Source organism: Emergencia sp., from assembly GCF_048465375.1.
Lineage (GTDB): Bacteria > Bacillota > Clostridia > Peptostreptococcales > Anaerovoracaceae > Senimuribacter.
The window spans coordinates 282,717-304,251 of sequence record NZ_DBFWLQ010000024.1; the positions used below are offsets into that span (position 1 = coordinate 282,717).

The 21,535-nt window shown below is 43.8% G+C and carries 12 protein-coding genes, 3 tRNA genes and 1 other RNA gene; all 16 read left to right on the plus strand.

What is annotated here, in order from left to right; all coding sequences use genetic code 11:
* Window positions 1-62 precede the first annotated feature (62 nt).
* Window positions 63-4,286 (plus strand): acyl-CoA dehydratase activase-related protein, encoded by a 4,224-nt coding sequence (locus ACMQ5W_RS16460; protein ID WP_419026116.1) that lies wholly within the window; start codon window positions 63-65, stop codon window positions 4,284-4,286.
* 58 nt (window positions 4,287-4,344) lie between these two features.
* Window positions 4,345-5,073, plus strand: a complete 729-nt coding sequence (locus tag ACMQ5W_RS16465; RefSeq protein ID WP_419026117.1) for a YebC/PmpR family DNA-binding transcriptional regulator — start codon at window positions 4,345-4,347, stop codon at window positions 5,071-5,073.
* A 120-nt stretch (window positions 5,074-5,193) separates the two neighbouring features.
* Window positions 5,194-5,375: non-coding RNA, 6S RNA (ssrS, locus tag ACMQ5W_RS16470), on the plus strand.
* A 118-nt stretch (window positions 5,376-5,493) separates the two neighbouring features.
* On the plus strand, window positions 5,494-7,098 hold the full coding sequence (locus ACMQ5W_RS16475; RefSeq protein ID WP_419026118.1) for an OPT/YSL family transporter: 1,605 nt from the start codon (window positions 5,494-5,496) through the stop codon (window positions 7,096-7,098).
* 12 nt (window positions 7,099-7,110) lie between these two features.
* Window positions 7,111-8,070, plus strand: a complete 960-nt coding sequence (locus tag ACMQ5W_RS16480) for a P1 family peptidase (protein WP_419026119.1) — start codon at window positions 7,111-7,113, stop codon at window positions 8,068-8,070.
* Between the two features lie 168 nt (window positions 8,071-8,238).
* Complete coding sequence (polA, locus tag ACMQ5W_RS16485; protein WP_419026120.1) at window positions 8,239-10,908, plus strand: DNA polymerase I; 2,670 nt, start codon at window positions 8,239-8,241, stop codon at window positions 10,906-10,908.
* A 24-nt stretch (window positions 10,909-10,932) separates the two neighbouring features.
* Window positions 10,933-11,532, plus strand: a complete 600-nt coding sequence (coaE, locus tag ACMQ5W_RS16490) for a dephospho-CoA kinase (protein WP_148492059.1) — start codon at window positions 10,933-10,935, stop codon at window positions 11,530-11,532.
* Window positions 11,519-13,156, plus strand: coding sequence for an ABC transporter substrate-binding protein (locus ACMQ5W_RS16495; protein ID WP_419026121.1), 1,638 nt, complete (start codon window positions 11,519-11,521; stop codon window positions 13,154-13,156). The genes coaE and ACMQ5W_RS16495 overlap by 14 nt, the downstream gene beginning before the upstream one ends.
* Window positions 13,157-13,244: 88 nt before the next feature.
* Window positions 13,245-13,328, plus strand: a tRNA-Leu gene (locus tag ACMQ5W_RS16500).
* A gap of 505 nt (window positions 13,329-13,833) precedes the next feature.
* Entirely contained in the window at window positions 13,834-15,285 is a 1,452-nt protein-coding gene (locus ACMQ5W_RS16505) for a GntR family transcriptional regulator (RefSeq protein WP_419026122.1), read from the plus strand.
* A 4-nt stretch (window positions 15,286-15,289) separates the two neighbouring features.
* Window positions 15,290-16,060 (plus strand): tyrosine-protein phosphatase, encoded by a 771-nt coding sequence (locus tag ACMQ5W_RS16510; protein WP_419026123.1) that lies wholly within the window; start codon window positions 15,290-15,292, stop codon window positions 16,058-16,060.
* A gap of 52 nt (window positions 16,061-16,112) precedes the next feature.
* Window positions 16,113-16,186, plus strand: a tRNA-Gly gene (locus tag ACMQ5W_RS16515).
* 65 nt (window positions 16,187-16,251) lie between these two features.
* Window positions 16,252-16,338, plus strand: a tRNA-Leu gene (locus tag ACMQ5W_RS16520).
* A gap of 53 nt (window positions 16,339-16,391) precedes the next feature.
* A complete protein-coding gene (yajC, locus tag ACMQ5W_RS16525) occupies window positions 16,392-16,772 on the plus strand; it encodes a preprotein translocase subunit YajC (protein WP_419026124.1) in 381 nt (126 codons plus the stop codon).
* 171 nt (window positions 16,773-16,943) lie between these two features.
* Window positions 16,944-19,211: a protein translocase subunit SecD gene (gene secD, locus ACMQ5W_RS16530; protein ID WP_148492054.1), complete on the plus strand. Its 2,268-nt coding sequence runs from the start codon at window positions 16,944-16,946 to the stop codon at window positions 19,209-19,211.
* Window positions 19,212-19,237: 26 nt separating this feature from the next.
* Window positions 19,238-21,439 (plus strand): RelA/SpoT family protein, encoded by a 2,202-nt coding sequence (locus ACMQ5W_RS16535; protein ID WP_419026125.1) that lies wholly within the window; start codon window positions 19,238-19,240, stop codon window positions 21,437-21,439.
* Window positions 21,440-21,535: the final 96 nt, after the last annotated feature.

Sequence of the window (21,535 nt, forward strand, 5' to 3'; positions counted from 1 at the left end):
TGTTAAAATAAACAGGTTATTGGATTCATAGATTTAATGGATAATTAATTAAGAGGTAAACGATGAAACTAGGAATTGATATTGGTTCAACTACAGTCAAACTTGTATTGCTGGACGATAGTGATTCGATTGTATTTTCGAGATACGAACGTCATATGTCCAACGTGTTTGACAAAGTCAAAGAATTAATAGAAATGATGTACAGGGAATACGGTGATATTGACATCAGACCGATTATTACCGGATCTGGCGGCTTGTCGCTGGCAAAGCTCCTCGGCATTCACTTTGAGCAGGAGGTAATATCCTGCAGTAAAGCAGTAGAAACTTTGATCCCTGAAACTGACGTTGCCATAGAATTGGGCGGGGAAGACGCAAAAATTACATTTTATGGCGCAACGATAGAACAAAGGATGAACGGTACCTGTGCAGGCGGTACCGGTGCTTTTATTGACCAGATGGCGGTGCTGCTCAATACAGACGCTGGCGGTCTCAACGAAGCAGCAAAGCGAGAAAAGATGATTTATCCTATTGCAGCTCGCTGCGGTGTCTTTGCCAAGACAGACATTCAGCCGCTGATCAACGATGGCGCTGCCATTGAAGACTTATCTGCTTCGATTTTCCAAGCTGTAGTCAATCAGACAATCAGCGGGCTGGCCTGTGGTCATACAATCAAAGGGAAAGTAGCGTTCCTCGGCGGACCGCTGTCTTTCTTGTCCGAACTGCGCAAAAGATTTATCGAAACATTGGAACTGACCGCGGAAGAAGTCATCTTTCCGGAGGATTCCAAATATTTTGTTGCCATCGGCGCCGCTATGCTTGCAGACAACAGGGAGAGCATTTCTCTGAAAATCATCGTCGACAGAATGCAGAACGCTGATCAGGGGCAAATGGCAGAAACAAAACACATCGAACCTCTATTTAAAGATAAAGATGAATTTAACGCCTTTATGATGCGTCACAACCAACATAAAATCAGAAGGAAGGATATGCGTAAGGCGAAAGAAGAGACCTTCCTCGGTATTGACGCCGGTTCGACGACTACGAAGGCGACTTTGATAGACAGTGAAAAGAACTTGCTCTATTCGTTCTATCGGAGCAATGAGGGAAATCCCGTTGAAGCGACAAGAACCATGCTGAAGGAATTATATTCACAGTTGCCGGATAACGCTATCATTGCAAATACCTGTGTTACAGGGTATGGAGAAGGACTGATCAAAGCCGCTTTTAAAGCAGATCTTGGGGAAATCGAAACCATGGCTCACTATAAGGCGGCAGAAGCCTTTTTGCCGGGAGTTGACTTTATTCTCGATATCGGCGGCCAGGATATGAAATGCATGAAAATCAAAGACGGCGCGATTTACAACATCATGCTCAACGAAGCCTGTTCTTCCGGCTGTGGTTCATTTTTGGAAACCTACGCGAAATCGGTCAATCTTGATCCTGATGCCTTTGCGGAAGAGGCTCTTTTTGCAGATAACCCTGTAGACTTGGGAACGAGATGTACTGTTTTCATGAACTCCAAGGTAAAACAGGCTCAGAAAGAAGGGGCATCCATCGGCGATATCTCTGCAGGTCTGTCTTATTCGGTCATCAAAAATGCTCTTTACAAGGTCATCAAGCTGCGCAATACTGACGAAGCCGGCGATAAAATCGTCGTGCAGGGCGGTACGTTTATGAACAACGCTGTTCTGCGAAGTATCGAAAAGATTATAGGCAAGAATGTGGTCAGACCCGATATTGCAGGTCTTATGGGCGCTTATGGCTCTGCCTTAATCGCCATGGAAAACTATGTGGAGGGAACGGAGTCCTCTATTTTGACCAGAGAAGAACTGAACGACTTTTCTGTAGAGCATACCAATGGAAGATGTAATGGTTGTGAGAACCGCTGCATTCTGACCATCAATAAGTTCAGTGACGGTTCAAAATTCGTCACGGGAAACCGATGTGAGAAGGGCGCTGGCGGCGCACAGCATGCCAACAAGCTGCCGAATCTCTATGAATATAAACTGCAGAGATTGTTCGGATACAAACCGATTTCTGATTTTGATGCTACGAGAGGTACGGTAGCGATCCCGCGTGTGCTGAACATGTACGAAGATTACCCTTTCTGGTTTACATTCTTCACCGAACTGAAATTCAGAGTGGTTCTTTCTCCGCCATCCAGCAAAGCAATCTACGAGATGGGGATGGAAACGATTTCTTCAGATACTGCCTGCTATCCGGCAAAATTAGTTCACGGTCATGTCAAATGGCTGGTGGACAATGGAGAGCAGTGGATCTTCTATCCTTGTCTGAACTATGAGAGAAATGAAGACCCTTCGGCACCAAACCACTATAACTGCCCCATCGTCGCTACCTATCCTGAAGTAATCAAGAACAATATGGATGACATCTTTCAGGAGAATTTGGTAAGATTTTCTCAGCCATTTTTACCCTATGACAATGACCTTCGTTTAGCTGACGTTCTGGCAAAGGACTTGAAACCCAATCATATTTCTAAGGAAGAGGTCATGCGGGCAGTCTCGAAGGCAAGAAAAGAGCAGATTCGGTTTAAGAACGACATCAAAAAGCAGGGCGAATACGCGTTAAAATATGCCAGATCTCACGATAAGAAGTGCATCGTTCTTTCTGGCAGGCCCTATCACTTGGATCCAGAAATCAACCATGGCATCGATAAGCTGATCAATTCCTTCGATATGGTGGTTCTCACTGAGGACTCTGTAGCCCACATGGGTATCTTGGAACGGCCAATCCGCGTTTTGGATCAATGGGTGTACCACTCCAGGCTGTATAAAGCAGCCGAATTTGTGGGAACATGTGACGACGTGGAACTGATTCAGCTCAATTCCTTTGGCTGCGGACTGGATGCGGTGACCACTGACCAGGTAGAAGAAATCTGCCGAAGCCACAACAAACTGTACACCGTCTTGAAAATAGACGAAGGTTCCAATTTAGGCGCAGCGAAAATTAGAATCCGTTCTCTGAAAGCGGCCATGGATGAGAGAGAGAAGAACGGTGTCAAAGCTGTGACGAACAGAAAGCCTTACGAAAGAAAGATTTTTACGGAGAATATGCGGCTGAAGTACAACATTTTGGTGCCGCAGATGTCACCAATCCACTTTACCTATTTGGAAGAGGCCATGAAAGCCTGCGGTTACAACGCCGTGCTTCTGCCTCCGGTAGACAAGAACTCAGTGGAAGAAGGATTGAAATATATCAATAACGACGCTTGTTATCCGACCATTGTGACTCTGGGGCAAATTATTTCTGCCCTAAAATCAGGAGAGTATGATCTGGACAAAACGGCAGTCTTCATGTCGCAGACAGGCGGGGGCTGCAGAGCCAGCAATTATGTCGCTCTTCTCAGAAAGGCATTAAAAGACCTGGGCATGGAGCAAATCCCTGTCGTATCTTTCAATACGGTAGGGCTGGAGCAGAATCCGGGATTTAAAATTACTCCGCAGATGGGTCTGCGTCTTGCGGTGGGTGTCGTTTATGGTGACTTGATCATGAGAGTGCTCTACGCCACCAGGCCTTACGAGAAAGTCCCGGGAACCTGCGAAGCCATCCTCGACAAATGGCATGATAAGATTGTCAGAAATGTGATACATTTTAATAAAAAAGACTACTATGCAAACTTAAAAGGCATCACAGAAGATTTTGACAAGGTGGAACGAACTTCCGAAAAAAAGCCGAAAGTCGGCGTGGTTGGAGAAATTTTAGTAAAGTATCATCCCAACGCCAACAACAACATCGTAGACATCATCGAAGCAGAAGGCGGCGAAGCTGTGGTGCTGGATATGTTGGATTTCTTCCTCTACGGAATGTACAGCAAAAAATTCAATTATGAACGTCTCTCTGGTTCATATAAACAGATGTGGATCAATAAGCTGGGAATTATCGCCGTTGAATGGCTGCGCAAACCTCTCCGTAAAGCCTTGCGGGAGAGTGTGCATTTTGATGAACCGTCCTACATAGAGGAAACTGCAGAGGCAGCGTCCAAGATTATTTCCATCGGGAACCAATGTGGTGAAGGATGGCTGCTTACAGGTGAGATGGTGGAATTGATTCACAATGGTGTAGAAAATGTAGTGTGTCTGCAGCCTTTCGCCTGCTTGCCAAATCACGTGACAGGAAAAGGCATGATGAAAGCCATCAGGAAGATGAATCCGAAGGCCAACATCGCTGCAATCGACTACGACCCCGGTGCCAGTGACGTCAACCAGCTCAATAGAATCAAGCTGATGATGGCAACGGCTCACAAAAATATGATTGAAACAAAATAGATATTGTAGTATACTATTAAAGTTAAAAATACTAAAGAATAGGATAGGAGGTGTCTCCATGGGAAGACACGGTACAATTGCCGGTAGAAAAGCGGCACAGGATTCAAAGAGAGCTGCAATGTTCACAAAATATGCAAAAGCCATTACAGTAGCAGCAAAAGATGGCGGGGATCCTGAGTACAACGCCGGACTCAGAGTGGCAATCGAAAAAGCTAAGGCAATCAGTATGCCTAACGATAATATTCAGAGAGCAATCAAAAAAGGAACTGGAGAGTTGGGGGGAGCTTCATATGAGGAACTTTCCTTCGAAGGTTACGGTGCAGGCGGCGTTGCAATTATCGTTGACTGTCTGACAGACAATAACAACAGAACGACGTCAGCAGTGAGATCTTCTTTTGACAAACACGGCGGCAACCTGGGTACTCCGGGATGTGTATCTTATATGTTCTCAAGAAAAGGCGTTCTCATCATTGAAAAAACTGATGAAATTGACGAAGATGCTTTGATGGAAGCAGCTTTGGAAGCTGGTGCCGAAGATATGATTACAGAAGAAGACAGCTTCACCATCTATACAGACCCATCTGCATATACTGATGTCTATCAGGCTTTGGCAGCAGCAGGTTATGAATTTGTAGAATCTGATGTGGAATTCGTTCCATCGATGGAAAGTACACCGACAGATGAACATGACATCAAAAAACTGAAAAAACTGATTGAAGTTCTGGAAGATAACGATGATGTGCAGAAAGTACATACCAACTGCGCAGTAGATCTGTACGAAGATTAATCAAGTGAGGATATTCTGCCAGTCAGGGTATCCTCAGACTTTTTTTATGACGAATCATCAGGTTTCGTAAAAAAAACATAAATTTACAGTGATATTTTCTTCAATTTGTATTATAATATATTTAGCCTAGAGCATGCGTTAAGGATTCATAATTGAACCTACACTTTAACATCGGGAATCCGAGTTCTAACGACCTATGTCAAGCCGCCAACTAGAGCGGAAGACAGAAGCCGTTGACAGGGTACCCACCTATCATTATGATAGGGCGTCAATTATATCCTGACGGTGCATCTGGGTTTTTTCTATTATCATCAGAGAAAAATGACCATTTCTGTCATATAAACGTTATGAGAAGGCATAGAGCCCTGCGGGGACTAGGACCTTTTTATAAAATATAACTAAATAAAAGGAGAAACCAAAATGAAAGGTAATCAACTTACCGTACGCGGCATGGTGATCGGCGTCATCGGTTCTGTAATCATCACTTGCAGTTCCATGTTTATCGCGCTGAAACTAAGCTCGCTGCCATGGCCTATTATGTTCGTGGCCTTATTTTCTATGTTAGCACTGAAAGCTTTGGGCAAAACCAATCTCAATGAGATCAATGTGACCCATACTGCTATGTCAGCAGGTGCAATGGTAGCTGGAGGAATGGCTTTCACGATTCCCGGCATCTACATACTCAATCCAGATGCAGAAGTGAGTACGCTGCAGCTCCTCATCATCGCCCTTGGCGGCGTCATCCTGGGGCTGATCTTTACAGCGCTGATTAGAAAGTATTTTGTTGAAACCAAAGAACTTCCCTATGCGATGGGACAAGCAGCAGCAGAGACCCTGCAGATTGGCGACGAAGGCGGTAAAAAAGCGGGTATGCTTTTTACCTCTATGGGCGTGGCTGGCATCTTCGCTGTACTGAGAGACTGGTTCGGCAAAATTCCAGTAACCTGGTTCAGTGAAAAGATGCTGCAATATGGTTCTTATGGAGGGTTTTACATATCACCGATGCTGGCTGCCATCGGATATATCGTAGGTCCGGTATTCATCGGCGTATGGTTTATCGGCGCTCTGATTGGAGATGTAGGCATTCTCATAGGCGGCCAGGCATTCCAGATTTGGGACCTGGCGCAGGCGACAAATATCAAACAGTCTCTGGGTATCGGCATGATGGTAGGGACCGGTGTCGGCATCCTGGTAAAAGGAATTCTTCCGAAAGCAAAGGAAATCTTCGGCGGAATGTTCAGCAAGGAGCGAATTGGAGATTCAATTATCGCTATGAGATGGGCGCCTATTGCTATGGTACTCTTCGCTGCTATATTAACGACTGTGTGCAAGATGGGAATTGTCGCTTCTATCATTACTATTTTAGGGGTTTGGCTGGCTACTTCCATGTCAGCACAGTGTGTAGGGCAATCAGGTGTGAACCCTATGGAAATTTTCGGAATCATCGTTCTTCTTGCTGCAAAGACCGTCACGTCAATCGGTCAGACAGAAGCCTTCTTTGTCGCAGCTGTGGTGGCTGTTGCTTGTGGCCTTGTCGGTGACGTAATGAACGATTTTAAAGAAGGATATATTCTGAAAACCAATGCCAAAGCGCAGTGGATTGCAGAAGCCATCGGCGGCATTGTCGGTGCGCTGGTTTCGGTTTTCGTACTGTCATTTATATTAAAAGCTTATGGATCGGGTGCTTTTGGCGGCGAACTCTTCCCGGCTGCGCAGGCTAGTGCAGTAGCAGCTATGGTAGGAGGAATTTCCAACATCCCTGTATTCTGGGCAGGACTGATTATCGCCGCAGTGCTGTACTGCGTCAATTTCCCAGTCATGACCTTGGGACTTGGCATTTATCTTCCATTTTATATGTCAGCTACAGCATTTATCGGAGGGGCACTCCGTTTTGTAGCGGACAAATTTTTCCCGAACTTTGAAAAAGATGCAAAAGGCCAGATTATCGCCTCTGGTATTTTGGGCGGCGAAGCGATTGTCGGTGTCATCATCGCGATTATCGTCGCACTGAAGGCGATTTCGTAAGAAGGTGAGAATATGAATCATATAAATATCAAAGATATGAAAGGCTTTCAAATCGGTTCTGCTGAAAATGCAGAGGCGGCTACTGGTGTGACTGTCATCATCAGTGAGAAAGGCGCTACAGCCGGCGTAGATGTCCGTGGCGGCGGTCCTGCCACAAGAGAGACAGATTTGCTGAAACCGGAAAACATGGTACAGGAAATCAACGCTGTTGCCTTATCCGGAGGCAGTGCTTTTGGCCTGGAAGCAGGCTGCGGCATCATGGATTTCCTTGAAGAGAAGGGCATCGGATTTGATGTCGGTGTGGGACTTGTGCCGATTGTCTGCGGTGCATCCCTGTTTGATCTGGTAGTCGGCGATGGAAAGGTCCGCCCCGATAAGGAAATGGGACGCAGAGCCGCTGAAAACGCTTTTCAGGGTATATTTGCAGAAGGCAATCATGGTGCTGGCACAGGCGCTTCCGTAGGCAAGTACCGGGGACCGGGCCGTATGATGAAAAGCGGGCAGGGTGCCTCGGCCATAGAAGTGGGTGAACTGCAAGTAGGCGCTATTTCGGCAGTCAACGCATTGGGTGATGTATTCGATGGTCTGGGAAAACAGATTGCCGGCATTTTATCTGAAGATGGGACCACGCTGCAATCTACCTCAGAAATCATCAAGGAAGATATAACGAGGCAGTTCGATATCTTCAAAGGAAATACCACGATCAGCTGCATTTTAACCAATGGGAAGTTGACGAAAGCACAATGCACCAAACTAGCTTCCATCGCTCACGATGGTTATGCCAGAGCAATCAAACCAGTACATTCCACTGCTGATGGAGATACGATATTCGTTATGACCACAGGAGAGGTGGAGGTCAATTTCGACGCTTTGGCTGTTCTGGCCACAGAACAGATAGCAAACGCTATTGAGAGGGCTGTACTGCAAGCAGAGTCAGCGTATGGCCTGAAGGCGGCCAAAGATTTGAAATAAAGAAAATGAGGAGGGCTGTTCCATTTGGAATGGCCCTTTTTGTATAGGAACCGAATATCATCTTATCTTTATCGCCGCCCGAGCACTCATGCCAAAAACCTTTGTTGTAAAATTCGCCATTCTGCCTTATACTAATAGTTAGAAATTTAAAGGAAAAGGATTAGCAAAATGGGAAAAAGAATTGTCATTATCGACGGAAACAGCTTAATTAACAGAGCTTATTATGCGATGCAGCGTCCAATGATCACCAAAGAGGGAATTTATACTCAGGGGATTTATGGATTTATCAATATGCTTACAAAAATACAGGACGATTATGTACCTGACTATATTACCGTTGCCTGGGATCGAAAGGCACCGACTTTCCGGCATGAAGAGTACAAGGAATATAAGGCCGGCCGCAAAAAGATGCCGCCGGAACTGGCTATGGAAATTCCCCTGATGAAAGAGATTCTCACAGCGATGAACATCGAAAATTTAGAAATCGATGGCTTTGAAGCCGATGACATCATCGGTACAGTCGCAAGAATCGCTGAAGAAGATGGCTTGGAACCATTGGTTATCACTGGAGATAAGGATGCTTTACAGTTAGCCACTGATGTAACACACATTTTGATTACCAAAAAAGGCATATCTGAGTTCGACCTTTACGATAGAGAAAAAATGATTGAGCGGTATCAGCTGACGCCAGAACAGTTCATCGATCTCAAAGGCCTCATGGGTGATCAGTCTGATAACATTCCCGGTATACCCGGCGTAGGGGAGAAAACTGGAATTAAACTCTTGACTCAATTCGGCAGCGTAGCTAATCTGCTGGCCAATACGGACCAAATCAGTAATGCGAAACTTCGGGCAAAGGTTGAGGAAAATGCACAGCTTGCTGCCATGAGCAGAAGACTTGCAACCATCAATCAGTATGTGCCTTTAGACATCGAAATAGAAAAATATAAAGTGATGCAGCCGGATTATAATGCCTTGATCACTCTCTACGTGAAATTGGAGTTCAACAGCTTTCTGAAACGTCTTCACATCGAAGATAATCCAGAAATGTCTATGGACTTTGAAGACAGTGATGTGGAATACAGCAAAACAGAAATCACTGATGGGAACGGTTTAACTTTTCTCAAAGAATTGGAGGCGGGAACTCCGCTCATTCTGAAAGTATTCAGTGATAACAGCCATATCGACGAACCGTTGGTTTTTGGTGCAGCTTTTCTAGTAGACGATAATTATTATTATGTAAATTTTGATGTAGCGGATATTCTTCCTGAGGTGATCACCCTCCTCAATGAAAAACGCTTTTCTATCATTGGCCACGACTTGATTAAAGATTATTATACCTTGATGTATAAGGGATTCACATCACCAGACACAGAATTTGATACGGCTATCGCCCAGTACGTCATCGATCCGACAAAATCCAATTATAACATGAAGACCCTGGCCTTTGAGAACCTGCATTATGAGTTGAAAGACGAAAAGGAATTTATGGAAGAGAGCGGACAGATTGACCTTTTGGGCGGCAACACTTTAAAATACATTGATTACGGCTTTGACTGGTGCGTTGCTGTCAAAAGATTGATGCAGCTTCAGAAAAAAATCCTTGCTGACAATGATTTGGAGAAAGTCTTTCGTCAGGTGGAACTGCCTTTAATTGAGGTGCTGGCTTCTATGGAAGTAGAAGGCTTCAGCGTAGACAAAGAAACTCTGGAGAATTTCGGTCTTGAATTAAAAGAAGAGATCGTAAAACTGGAAAAAAGCATTTATGCCCTCGCAGGTACAGAATTTAACATCAATTCTCCGGCACAGCTGGGCGAAATTCTCTTTGAAAAGCTTGCATTGCCTGCCGGCAAAAAGACGAAGCGGGGATATAGCACCAGCGCCGATATTTTAGAGAAGATTCGAGATCAGCATCCAATCGTGGATATGGTATTGCAGTACAGAACCTTGACCAAACTGAACAGCACTTATGTAGAGGGGCTCAAACCGCTGATTGGAAAAGACGGAAAAATCAGAGCCCATTTGCAGCAGACAGTCACTGCGACAGGAAGAATCAGCTGTACAGAACCGAATCTGCAGAACATTCCAATCAGACAGGATTTGGGAAGGCAGCTGCGTAAGTCTTTTGTTCCGGGATGTGAAAACTGCACCCTGGTGGGAGCCGATTATTCACAGATTGAACTGAGAATACTGGCACATCTCTCAGGTGATGAGAATCTGATCGAGGCTTTTAACGAGGGCGATGATATTCATCGAAATACAGCTGCCAGAGTTTTCAATCTTGATTACGATGCCGTGACACCGCTGGACAGAAGCAGAGCAAAAGCTGTTAATTTCGGTGTAATTTATGGTATGAGTGGTTTTGGCTTGTCCGAGGAGCTGCAGATTACCCGAAAAGAAGCGGAAAAATATATTAAAGATTATTTTGACAAACACATGGCCGTTAAAAATTACATGGACGAGCAAGTTGCGAACTGCAAAGCGAACGGCTATTCAGAAACCATCATGGGCCGTAAGAGATATATTCATGAAATCAACTCGTCTAACTATATGACTCGCCAGTTAGGGGAACGTTTGGCCATGAATTCGCCGATTCAAGGCAGTGCGGCAGATATTATCAAAATTGCCATGATCAAAGTTTATCGCGAACTGAAAGAGAAAAACTATCATTCAAAATTGATTTTACAGGTTCACGATGAACTGATTATCAGAACTGACAGGAACGAGATGGCCGAAATTGAAGAACTTCTGGTGAGAAATATGGAAGGTGCGATGGATCTGAAAGTCAAACTGGAAAGTGATTTGAACCAAGGTGATACCTGGTATGATTTAAAATAGCGGTTTTGCAACAGGGGAGAAAAGATGAAAGTAATTGGATTGACAGGTGGAATCGGAGCTGGCAAGTCTACTGTAACCGATCATCTGAGAGGAAGGGGTTATATCGTCATCGATGCTGATGCTATAGCCCGTCAAATTACAGAAAAAGATGCGGCGGCTTTAGAAAAAATCGTCCACTGCTTTGGGACAGCAGTTCTGCTTGAAGACGGAAGCCTCAATCGCCGAAAGCTTGGGGCCATCGTTTTCAATGACGAAGAGAAGAAGCGGCAATTAGAACAGATTACGACGGTGGAAGTTGTCAATATCATAAAAAAACAAATAGATGATTTCCGCAAAGAAGAAAAATATGATATCATTTTTGTCGACGCACCGTTGCTCTTTGAAACTGGCGCTGATAAACTGACAGATCTGGTCTGGCTTGTGGACGCTGATACGAAAGTCAGAATTAAAAGGGTGATGGACAGAGACGGGATTTCCGAAAAAGAAGTCGTAGACAGAATTCAGAATCAAATGGAGGGTGAAGAAAAAAGACGACTTGCACAAGAAATCATAGACAATTCAAAAGGAAAGGAAGAACTCTACGGGCAGATAGAGTATTTATTGATGAAGTATGTTGAAGAATAAAGGGAATAGAGCATATCGAGTATTAGATTTTTTACATGAACACGTTATCGCGATTATCATCGCAGTCGTTGTGCTGGCAGGGGTAATTTCAACGATTGCCATCGTCAAAGGTGATGTGAAGACAAGCGCAGAAGAGACCGAAAAACGCACTTACGAACCTATGAACACGATTTATTTTGCAATGGATCCTGTTAAATCACTGAATCCTTTATCATCTGAGGATCGAGATGTATACTACATTTCGCAGCTGATGTTCAGCAGTTTATTCAGACTTGATGATCATCTGAATATCGAGCCTGACCTGGTATCATCCTACACAGCCAATTCCAGCAATGGCAGTGTTTCCATCAAACTGAGGGAGGATGCGAAATTCAGTGATGGCTCAAATGTGACAGCCGAAGATGTTCGCTATACCGTGAGTCAGATTCTCAGAATCGGTGAGGAGAGTCCATATTACGAATACGCCTCAAAGATTGATTCTGTCAAAACCTCTGGCAGCTACAGTCTCACAATCACATTTGAAAACCCAGGCGATGCAGCTCTAGATAATCTGGTATTTCCAATCGTATCCAGCAGAAGTTTTGACGCTTCCAGCAACAAGGTAGTGGGCAGCGGCCGATATGCTTATGGCAGTTACGATAGTATGAAATTCTTAAAGCTGAAGCCAAACCAGTATTATTATGAAGGTGCACCAGAAAATAAGATTCAATTTAGAGTTATTCAGGACAAAGCAAAAACCACAGGGCTTATGACAACTGATTCGGTTACAGCCTATGTCAGTACGGCAGAAGACGCCGATGCTGACGCTGAAGATAAAAAACTCAACGTCACGCAGATTCCTTCTAGTGAACTTGAGTATTTAGGATTCAACTTTGACAACAAGTATCTTGCTAAAAAAGAGGTAAGACAGGCCATTGCTTTGGCAATCGACTCGGAAGGCCTGATTCAGGATAATTACGGTGGCGGCGGTGTAACCTCTGATTCTATCTATTTTCCTGGTTTTTTAGGTACGGAAAACAAAGGAGATCCTTTTGAACAGGATCAGAAAGGGGCTTCAGAACTCTTAAAAAAGGCCGGTTTTAAAGATTCAAATGAAGACGGTATATTAGAAGACAGCAAAGGGCGCGATTTTAAACTGAAGATTTTGGTCAATAGCAATAACGGCAGCCGCAGTGACACCGCCTCCAGCATTGCGGAAGCTTTGAACCAGATTGGAATTAAAGCCTCCGTTGAAAAGGTATCCTGGTCTGTTTATCGCAGTGAAATACGCAGCGGAGACTTCGATCTTTATCTTGGTGGATACCAATTTGACAAAAAGTATGATTTGAGAGCTTTGTTTAGCAGAAGCAATTACTTAGGATATAAAAATGACCAGGTTCTCAATTACGTTAAAAAATTAGAGACCTGCATTTCCGCAGAACAGCAAAAAGAAACCTACGAAAAGTTAAAGACTTTGCTGCAGGAGGATTTGCCATACTACGGCTTATGCTATAAAACGTACTCGTTTATTACAGTAAAGCGGTTCACTAGCACGGAGATTCCCACATTCTTCGATATGTACCGGGGATGTGACACTTGGAAATGGGAAAAAGTAGTAGTGACAGAAGAAAAAGAAAAGGAATAGAAAATTTTTTCTATTTAGGTGTTTACAAAATTTGCTCCTTAGTGTATAATAATTTTCGCGGTCAGAAATTAAGTGACCGCGATGATATGCGGCTGTGGCGGAATGGCAGACGCGCACGGTTGAGGGCCGTGTGGGTAACACCGTGCTGGTTCAAGTCCAGTCAGCCGCACCAGAAGAAGTCGATTGCAGTTTGCAGTCGACTTTTTTCATGTTAATGGATAATCATTGATCGATTTTTTCAAAAGAAAACATATTCAGCAGGGGGCATAACAGTCTCTTTGTCGAAATTAGGATGAATTGATTGCTTTTCGTGACAATTTCAGATATAATATGAACAAGGATTAACGTTTTAGTTATTCCTGGTTTAATTTTTACCATACGCAAAGAGACACCGGTCAATTTGGCCGGTGTTTCTTTTTTCATTCTAGTTATAAAAGCGGAATCATGGTATAATAGTTCCACAATCTTACGATTTCATCGTGATGTAGGAACTATTGAATCATGACTCTCGATTCTATTTTTAATGGTATCGTCATGGTATAATGAACGCATCGATCTAACGACGTTGTCGAGAGGAAGCGTCCATTGAATCATGACTCTCGATTCTATTTTTAGTGGTATCGTCATGGTATAATAGTTCCAAGTTTTTATAATTTTACAGGAAGTGAGGATGTCAGATGTACTACACGAGCAGTCAGGAACTGTCAATTTACCGCAGTCTTGCCGGACAGCTACAGCTTGGCTTTTTCCAAGAAGGAGAAAGATTTCCTTCCGTCATGGAAATTGCGACATATTTTCAAGTCTCCTATTGTCCAGCGCAGAGAGCTTTGAAGGCACTTGAACGGGACGGCCTCATCAAACTTTGCCGCGGAAAAGAAACGGTTGTATTAGCCAGACCTCATGAAAATTATTTAGAAAGCTCTACTTTTCAGAAACGTATGTCGGCATTGAAAGATTTAAGCAAAGCTCTGGAACTGCTGTCGCCTTCTATTTGCCTCCAGGGGATTGGAGCTATGGACAAAGAGGATCTTTCTGATCATTTGGCTTACGAACATCAGGGAAAGCGGCTTTATCACTTGTTTGATCAAGCGCTTCGTGCTTTGGGAAACCAAACAGTGTTAAACCTTTATTACGATATCGGCGCTTTTTTGGAAAGTGCTTTTCTCGATATTTTAGCGAAAGAAAAAAGTGAGATTGCATATAAGACCTTTTTGGAGTCAATTACAGAGTCGATTTTTGATGTTATAGAAGATTGTAAGCAATCTTGTCATGATGCGGCAAAGAAAAAGCTCAACGATTTAAAAAGTCTCTTTTTTCATGATATAACAGAGTATTTCAATCAGCTGCAGATAGAGACCCCTTGCGAAGAAGAACAGGAAAACTTTTTTTGGGAGCCCCTAAAGGGAAGAAAAAAATACTGCGATCTCATCGCCATTGACCTGGTGTGCAAAATCAATGAGGGCAGATATCCCGTAGGATCACAACTTCCCAATAAAGCGACGCTGGCAAAAACCTATCATGTTTCAGAGATTACAATTCGCCGAACCATCGACCTTCTAAATAAATCAGGCATCACAAAAACGTTTAATGGCATCGGCACAAAAGTGCAATCTGCTGGCAATCTATCCGTACTAGACGAATTTAAGGATTTGATGATAGATGAGCATTTGAAGACCTTTTTAGAATCGTTGCAATTTCTAGCCTTTACTTCCGAAGCAGTCCTCGGCTATACATTGCCGTATTGTTCGGAAAAATCATTAGAATCCCTTGCCCATGCGTTAGAGAACGGAGCCGGGAATTTTTCTGCCGTGATAACGATTCACAGTGTCTGTCTGCAAATCATTGCCTGCGAATGCCCCATCGCTGCAATCCGAGAAATCTATCAAAAGATTACAATACTGCTTCTGAACGGCAGCATCCTTCGCTTCGGTGAAGAACAACAGATTTCTCAAGGGGATATCATGTTTCAAAAACTCTCCCAGAGTTTCAATGCCGGCGATTACCAGCGCTTTGCTAAGGCCTTTAGCCAAATGACCAGTCAGACTTTTACTGAAATGAAAGAGAGACTGAAGAAAGCGGGCATTGATGAAGTGGATTACATTGCAGACTTAATAGTTTCAGAAAGGTGAAATAATGAAAGAAATTATTTTAGAAGGAACAGACAACATCAGAGACTTTGCAAATACAGTGAATAAGAAGGGGTACGCGATACGGCCTGGAAAGCTCCTGCGCAGCAGACATCTTCACACCTTGACCGACGCAGACATTGCCGTATTAAAAAAAGAACACCATTTATCAAAGGTCATCGACCTGCGTACGAAAACAGAGATGAAAGATAAGCCGGATCAGGAAATAGCAGGAGTGATATCAGTCTGGATTCCTCTGATCGAGGAAGAAACTGTCGGCATTACCCATGAGACTTCCACGGACAAAAACGCCGAAAAATGGGTGCTGCCTGATATGCGGCAGCTTTACAGGAAAATTGTAACCGACGATTTTTCAATAGATCAACTGTCAAAAACGCTCAAAACAATCGTTCACTGCAGTGATGGTGCCGTCCTCTGGCATTGTACAGAAGGCAAGGATCGTTGCGGCATCATATCCGCTCTCGTTTTATCATTGCTGGATGTTGATCGCGAAACGATCTTTGAGGATTATCTGATGACCAATCAAGCAGCAGTGCAGCGAGCTGATGCGGCTATGAAAATGGTACTGCAAAAGACCGGAGATGAAGAAAAAGCGCAGATGGTTCGCAGGATTTTTCTTGCTGACGAAAAATATCTTCAAGCAGCCTTTGATGCTATCGAAGAAAAAAATGAGTCCATTGCGGCCTTTTTTGCGAATCGCATAGGAATCAGTGAGGCAGAAAAGAGATTATTGCAAGAAAAATGCCTTCTTAAATAAAATCAACTTGAAAACACCTTAGGGTTTATGATATTATATTCTATGTTGAAGCGCGGACATAGTTCATTGGTAGAATATCAGCTTCCCAAGCTGAGGAGGCGGGTTCGATTCCCGTTGTCCGCTCCATTTTTGCAAAATGGAAAAAGAAGTATTGACGAGTCTTTCGCCTTATGCTAAAATACTATTATTGCGCCGGCGTGATGGAATTGGCAGACGTGCGGGATTCAAAATCCCGTGGTGGCAACACCGTATGGGTTCGACCCCCATCGCCGGCACCAAATTGAAAATGCTTTAAATTAATATATTATTAAATGCATTGTAGGAGGAAAAAATGAATCAATTAACAGTTCAGGTAGTTATTTTAGTCGTCTTTATCGGAGCTATGTACCTTTTGCTGATCAGACCCCAGAAGAAAAAGGAAAAGACGATTCAGAATATGAGAAACAGCCTGCAGGTTGGAGATGAAATCATTACAATTGGCGGAATCTGCGGAAAAGTCGTCAAGACCAAAGAAGAGTCCATTGTTATCCAGGTTGGTGCAGACAAAGTCAAATTTGAAATGATGAGATGGTCCGTATCTTCTGTCGTAAGTGCAAGCAACTCTGCTTCCAAAGCTGAAAAAGCAGAGGAAGAAACAAAGAAGGCTATGCCTAAGAGACTGAAGAAAGCGACAGACGACGAAGAAGAGAACATCCCAGAAGACGAAAAGTAAAGATGTGATTGAGATTGAAACCCCTAAGCGATTAGGGGTTTTTCTATTTTTAAACAGAAAAGTCTACATTTTCCTTGCCGAACCATTGAAAACGTAGTAGAATAAAGAGTAAAATAAAATGCCGTAACTATGGGCAAATTAGTGACTATAATAGAAGGTGAGAGGATTAAAATGAATTCAAAACTAAAGAAAATTTTGGCCAGCTTAGTCGTCATTTGCGTTCTTTTCGGCTGGTACGTTACCGTATTCGGTATCGGCTCGGTCAATTCCATTAAAGACGTGATGAAATTCGGCCTCGACATCAATGGTGGTGTCTATGTCGTAATGGAGGCTGACAAAGAAGATATAGCTGATCTTTCAAGCCAGGAATTAGCAGAGGTTATGGAGCAGACTAGGGCGGTATTGAATAACAGAGTCAATGCCATGGGTATTTCTGAGGCGACAGTTTCCCTCGAAGGTACCAATCGTCTGAGAGTGGAGATGCCGGGCGTAGAGAATGCACAGGACGCCATCGACCAGATCGGCAGGACGGCACAGATGCAGTTTTTGCTGGCTGACGGTACTGTAGTTCTGACTGGTAACGAGGTAAAGAATGCTGCCATCGATACAGACTCGCAAAACGGCGGCTACAAGATCAACTTAGAGTTTACTGCCGCAGGATCGGACAAGTTCGCTGAAGCGACAAAGAGAGCTTCCAGCGGTCAAGTTACGTTGTCTAAGGCTTTCCAGCAGGCTAACGTAGATAAGACAGCTGTCATCATCATGCTGGACGATGAAATCGTCACAGCACCTACAGTAGATCAGACGATCAACAGCACCACGTGCGAAATCACGCAGAGAGGCGGTGGTTATTCCAAGGAAGAAGCTTCTACCACAGCTGCCCTGATCAGAGGCGGCGCGCTGCCGATTTCTCTGCACGAGGTGACATCTTCCGTTCAGACTGCTACAATCGGTGTAGATGCGCTGAATAAGAGCGTGGTTGCCGGTGTCATCGGTCTGGGATTAGTATTCTTACTGATGATTTTGATGTACAATATATTGGGTCTGGTTGCAGACGTTGCACTGCTGCTCTACGTATTGATCGTACTTTGGGTCATGGCGGGCATGGGAAGCGTATTGACACTGCCTGGTATCGCAGGTATCATCCTGTCCATCGGTATGGCTGTCGATGCTAACGTCATCATCTTTGCCAGAATCAAGGAGGAAATTGCCGCAGGCAAGACCATCCGCGTAGCCGTGGATCAGGGATTCAAGCACGCTTTGACTACAGTCCTTGACGCACAGATAACGACATTGATCGCATCTATCGTTCTGTATGAAATCGGGTCCACCTCCGTAAAGGGATTCGCATTGACGCTGATGATCGGTATTATCATCAGTATCTTTACAGCCGTAGTGATTACACAGTTGTTTATCAGCCTTCTTGCGGGCAGTAAGAAATTTGCGAAGAATAAGTTCTTTGGCGTCAACGAAGATGGAACACCAAAGAGTTTCCTCAAGAGAGAGTTTAAATTTATCGGCAACAGAAAAATATTCTACTGCATCAGTGCGGGTGTCATCATTTTAGGTCTGGTGTTCTCTGTAGTGAGAGGATTTAACTATGGAATCGACTTCACAGGCGGTACCATGATTCAGATCGACATGGGCAAGACCGTGGAAACAGAAGAAGTAAAAGATGCTTTGGCAAAATATGAAATGAAAGACTTGTCTGTTGTCCTCAGCGGCGATGATAAAGATGAAATCATCATCAAAACCACTAACGCCCTGGGCAATAAGGCGAGAGCTGACGTTGTAGATACGTTGGGCAAAAAGTACGATATAACACAGAAAGACGTGCTTTCTTCAGAAGAATTCGGACCGACTGTCGGCCAGGAACTGAAGACCAATGCCTTAAAATCCGTATTAATTGCGGCGATTGGCATGTTGATCTACATTATCTTCAGATTCAAGTCATGGAAATACGGCGTATCCTCTATCGCAGGAATTTTCCACGATGTACTGATCGTATTAGCCTTCTATGCTATATTTAACGTTACAATTAACAATCCGTTTATTGCAGGTATTTTGACCGTTGTCGGATACTCTATCAATGATACGATCGTTATCTTTGATAGAATCAGGGAAAACAAGAAGCTTTACCGGAAGGATAGCAATGAGGTGGTCATCGACCGCAGTGTCAACCAGACATTGAACAGATCTATCATGACATCACTGACAACTCTGATTTGCATGGTACCACTTTTCCTGATGGTTTCAACTTCCATCAGAGAATTCGTACTGCCACTGATGGTCGGCGTATTGGTAGGAACTTATTCCTCTATCTTCCTGTGCAGTCCGCTGTTCTACGAATTCAGCAAGAGTGAAGATAAGTCAAAATATCTCACAGCTCAGAAAGCAAAAGAAAAGAAAGAAGCAAAAGCTTCAAAGAAGAAAAAATAGACAATTCAGCAGGAGCATAACGATTCATGGAAACAAGAGCGAAATTTTTAGAAGAGATAACAGACATCAATAAAAATTATAACACCGACTTGATTGGCAAGGCTTTTGATATCGCCAGGGAGCTGCATGACGGGCAGCTCCGCAAGAGCGGAGAGCCATACCTGATTCATCCCATCGCTGTGGCCAAAATTTTGGTCCAGCTGGGCATGGATGATGAAACCATCGTCGGTGGGCTTTTGCATGACGTCGTTGAAGACACAGAGTATACCAGAGAGCAGCTTGTTCAAGATTTTAGCGAAGAGGTTGCTCTTCTGGTAGACGGTGTCACCAAACTGGGTGCAATCAAATTCGACACAAAAGAAGAAGCACAGGCTGAAAACTTACGTAAGATGTTTCTCGCCATGTCGAAAGACATTCGCGTTCTCATCATCAAGTTAGCTGACAGGCTTCACAACATGAGAACCTTGGAATTCATGAGGGAAGAGAAGAAGTTGGAAAAAGCCAGAGAGACTTTGGACATTTATGCGCCTCTTGCCAGCAGACTGGGTATCTATACGGTAAAGTTTGAGCTTGAGGATATTTCCCTCAAATATCTGCATCCGAGAGAATATGAAACACTAGAAATAGAAGTAACTGAAAAGAAAGAACAACGTGTACAGTTTATCAACCAGGTAATCGATGAAATCAAAGAAGCCCTAGATCAGATGAACATGCAGTATGATATTTCAGGCAGATCTAAGCATCTTTACAGCGTCTATAAAAAAATGATTCTGCAGCATAAACAGTTGGATGAAATCTTCGACCTCACCGCTGTGAGAATTATCGTCGAAAACGTAAGGGACTGTTATGCCGTGCTGGGTCAGGTGCACACCATGTGGAAACCTCTCCCTGGCAGATTTAAAGATTATATCGCCATGCCTAAACCCAATATGTATCAATCTCTGCATACTACGGTACTAGGGGACAATGGTGAACCTTTCGAAATTCAGATCAGAACCTACGAAATGCACAGGGTCGCAGAGTACGGTATTGCCGCCCACTGGAAATACAAGGAGGGCAATACAAAGGGCGATCAGAACAACGAAGATATGAAACTGGCGTGGCTGCGCCAGACTCTAGAATGGCAGAAAGAGCTTAACGATCCGAAAGAGTTCATGGAAACACTCAAGATGGACCTCTTCTCCAGCCAGGTATTCGTTTTTACTCCAAAAGGTGAAGTCATTGACCTGCCAGCAGGTTCGACGCCTTTGGACTTTGCCTTTAAAATTCATACAGCCGTAGGCTGCAAATGTGTAGGGGCTAAAGTCAATGGCAAAATGGTCACCATCGACCACACATTAAACAATGGCGATATTGTAGAAATCGTCACATCTTCTAATTCCAGCGGCCCTAGCGTCGACTGGCTTAAAATTGCAAAGAGTTCCACCGCCAGAAATAAGATCCGGCAGTGGCTGAAAAAAGAAAATAAGTCTGATGACGTCGCCAAAGGCAAAGACGCATTAGATAAATATATACGAAAAAAAGGATTTGATCCTCAGCAAGTAGGAAAATCCAGTTATCTCTCCAAAGCGATGCGGGAGATGAACATTGCTACTATGGATGAAGTTTATGCCCAAATCGGAAAGGGCGGAACCGTCCTCAGCAAATATGCAAATCTTCTTTTCGGCTATTTAGCCGAGGAAAAGAGAATCGAACAGAAAAAAGAAGAAGAGAAGCAGAAGGCCCTGCTTTCAAACGATGCCAAAAAGGACAAACTGGATCGTTCAAGAAGAGAAAATCCGGGCATCATCGTAAAAGGTGCCGACAATCTGATGATCAGAGTTTCCAGATGCTGCAATCCAGTCCCTGGCGATGAGATTATCGGCTTTATCACGAAGGGCAGAGGCATCTCTGTCCACAGAAAAGATTGCTCTAACATCACGTCTCTGCCAGAAGAAGAAAAGGCTAGATTTATTGACGTGGAATGGGAAGATCTGAAGGTTGGGAAATCGTATAATGCAGATATCTGCATCATAAGTACCGACAGAAAAGGAATGTTCTCTGATATTTCCAGAGCCTGCGAGGACATGGATGTTCACATTTCAGGCGTCAACGCAAAAAGTGGAAAGGACGAGACCGTTAATATCACTTTGACACTTTCTATTTCCAGCACACAGCAGATGCAAAAAGTGCTGAGAACCTTGAGGAATGTGCCAGGTGTATCTAACGTTTATAGAGCAAAAAGTTAATGGAATTGCCTCAATTTGTGGGGAATTCCTTATGCTTTAAGTCTACAAGAGAACAGGCATATGATGCGCAAGTTCGATTGGATAGATTTAGTCATA

Coding starts and splice junctions, on each gene's coding strand:
- coaE (WP_148492059.1), top strand. CDS start 10,933: ATGAAAGTAATTGGATTGACAGGTGGAATCGGAGCTGGCAAGTCTACT.
- ACMQ5W_RS16475 (WP_419026118.1), top strand. CDS start 5,494: ATGAAAGGTAATCAACTTACCGTACGCGGCATGGTGATCGGCGTCATC.
- ACMQ5W_RS16465 (WP_419026117.1), top strand. CDS start 4,345: ATGGGAAGACACGGTACAATTGCCGGTAGAAAAGCGGCACAGGATTCA.
- ACMQ5W_RS16460 (WP_419026116.1), top strand. CDS start 63: ATGAAACTAGGAATTGATATTGGTTCAACTACAGTCAAACTTGTATTG.
- ACMQ5W_RS16510 (WP_419026123.1), top strand. CDS start 15,290: ATGAAAGAAATTATTTTAGAAGGAACAGACAACATCAGAGACTTTGCA.
- ACMQ5W_RS16480 (WP_419026119.1), top strand. CDS start 7,111: ATGAATCATATAAATATCAAAGATATGAAAGGCTTTCAAATCGGTTCT.
- polA (WP_419026120.1), top strand. CDS start 8,239: ATGGGAAAAAGAATTGTCATTATCGACGGAAACAGCTTAATTAACAGA.
- yajC (WP_419026124.1), top strand. CDS start 16,392: ATGAATCAATTAACAGTTCAGGTAGTTATTTTAGTCGTCTTTATCGGA.
- ACMQ5W_RS16495 (WP_419026121.1), top strand. CDS start 11,519: ATGTTGAAGAATAAAGGGAATAGAGCATATCGAGTATTAGATTTTTTA.
- ACMQ5W_RS16505 (WP_419026122.1), top strand. CDS start 13,834: ATGTACTACACGAGCAGTCAGGAACTGTCAATTTACCGCAGTCTTGCC.
- ACMQ5W_RS16535 (WP_419026125.1), top strand. CDS start 19,238: ATGGAAACAAGAGCGAAATTTTTAGAAGAGATAACAGACATCAATAAA.
- secD (WP_148492054.1), top strand. CDS start 16,944: ATGAATTCAAAACTAAAGAAAATTTTGGCCAGCTTAGTCGTCATTTGC.